Here is a 1,617-nt window from a genome sequence, read left to right as displayed (position 1 = left end):
CATGTGTCCTATTTTATAACACTTTTTTTACTCTGCTTACTTTTTTTCTCTGCTACCCCTACTTATTGAGCGGATACCAAACCACACTGCTACAGAGGAAGCGATGAAAGCGCACAGGAAGAAGCCAAATTCCCACGTCCAAATCCAGCGGATTTTGTCGATGTGCCGCGATAGCAAAACATCGGGATTGACTAGGGGAATTGTGAAGGATAGCAGGTTAAATTTGGCTTTCGGTGGCTTGGTTCCTTCTAGCATTCCTGCTTGTGCTAAGTCTTTCAAAAGATTTTGCACATCTTCTAAATCCAGGTCGTATTCAGCGAGAATATTAGTTAGTGGTTGTTGACTTAATTGCAAAATTACCTGTTTGTCAAAGTCGTCAACTTGAATACAGGTAATGTCTTCGGGATTGCGAAGTATCCAATAACCGTCGGGATGAGGTATCCACTGCACCGCTGATTTTAGTTGCATGGTTTGGTAGAAGGAAGAAGGAAGAAGGAAGAAGGAAGAAGGAAGAAGGAATTACGCGTTTTAGGCAGAAACTCGATCCCCCCTAGCCAACCCCTACTCCCCTTAAGAAGGGGGGGACAAGAGTTTCACTCGTCTCCCAAAACATCGGGGAGAACCAGACAACTTACTCAAAGTCCCCCTTTTTAAGGGGGATTTAGGGGGATCTAGACTTTCGGATCGACCAGGGGGAACTGTGCGTAAGTATTATTGAATTGTCTTGAATCGATCGCCCAATTGTGTTTGTATGTTTTCTCCGCTGGGTTTTTGAGATTTTCGAGCCGCCCTAAGTCTTTCTGGAAACGGAAAATTCAAAGGCTAAGTTGGCCCCTGTTTCAAGGAAGCAGGGAAGTATTTAAGTTGTTTGTGAAGAAGCTTTAGTGATATTTGTTTGGGCTTTAGGCTTTAATCCAAATTTCACCTTGGTGTTCATATTATCAGAAAGCCGAAAAAAAGCAAGTGTAAATTCTAACTATTTTAGGAATTACCCATTTTTAACCTGTCATTGCGCGGGAAACGAGCGTGTAGCGGATGTTTTGCTTGAGGCGGGAATTGCTATCCCAAAAACTTTACCGAAACTTTACGATAGCCAACAAAATTTGGGTTTATGATAATCGTGTGAAAAAGCAAAAATCATAAAAACTAAGCATTAACAAAGTGTTTGTCCGATCGCCCGCCTGACCGTTAGCAAAGCGCGGCAGATGTAAAGTGTTCGCCAATTCAGAATTTTTGTTAATTTTGCGTAAATTCTCAAATAAACAGAAAATTGTGACGATTATTGAAAAATCCTTGGCAAGGAAGGGTTTTGGTTGAATGTGTGAAGACATTTAATTAAGTTCGTGCGATCGAATTCATATTAATCAGGGTGCAAAAGTTATGGGTTGGCTAAATTTTGGTGGCAAAAAACGCAAACAGGCTCAAGGTTTTGGGAATTCAAGTAAAACAAAGAGTCGGAAACGACCGAAAAGTTTTATATTAGAAAAAATTGTGACTCCGAGTGCGGGTTTTGGGGATTGGCAGCACGAGTTTGACTACTTGCATCAGTTATTGGGTTCTTTGTCGCTGTCTGATTTAGATTTACCTAATTTCTTGGCTGATAGCGGTGTTTGCCCG

2 protein-coding genes are annotated in these 1,617 nt (G+C 41.4%); one reads left to right on the top strand and one right to left on the bottom strand.

What is annotated here, in order from left to right; translation table 11 throughout:
* Positions 1 to 36: 36 nt before the first annotated feature.
* Complete coding sequence (locus QUB26_RS31715; RefSeq protein WP_333321282.1) at positions 37 to 468, bottom strand: hypothetical protein; 432 nt, start codon at positions 466 to 468, stop codon at positions 37 to 39.
* A gap of 912 nt (positions 469 to 1,380) precedes the next feature.
* Here QUB26_RS31715 and QUB26_RS31710 point away from each other — a divergent pair.
* Positions 1,381 to 1,617, top strand: a 237-nt coding sequence (locus tag QUB26_RS31710; protein WP_333321280.1) for a hypothetical protein, incomplete at its 3' end; no start/stop codon positions are given.

The organism is Microcoleus sp. B4-C1 (genome assembly GCF_036705285.1).
Classification (GTDB): Bacteria; Cyanobacteriota; Cyanobacteriia; order Cyanobacteriales; family Microcoleaceae; genus Microcoleus.
This window is presented reverse-complemented; position numbering and strand designations above follow the sequence as displayed.

Coding starts and splice junctions, on each gene's coding strand:
- QUB26_RS31715 (WP_333321282.1), bottom strand. CDS start 468: ATGCAACTAAAATCAGCGGTGCAGTGGATACCTCATCCCGACGGTTAT.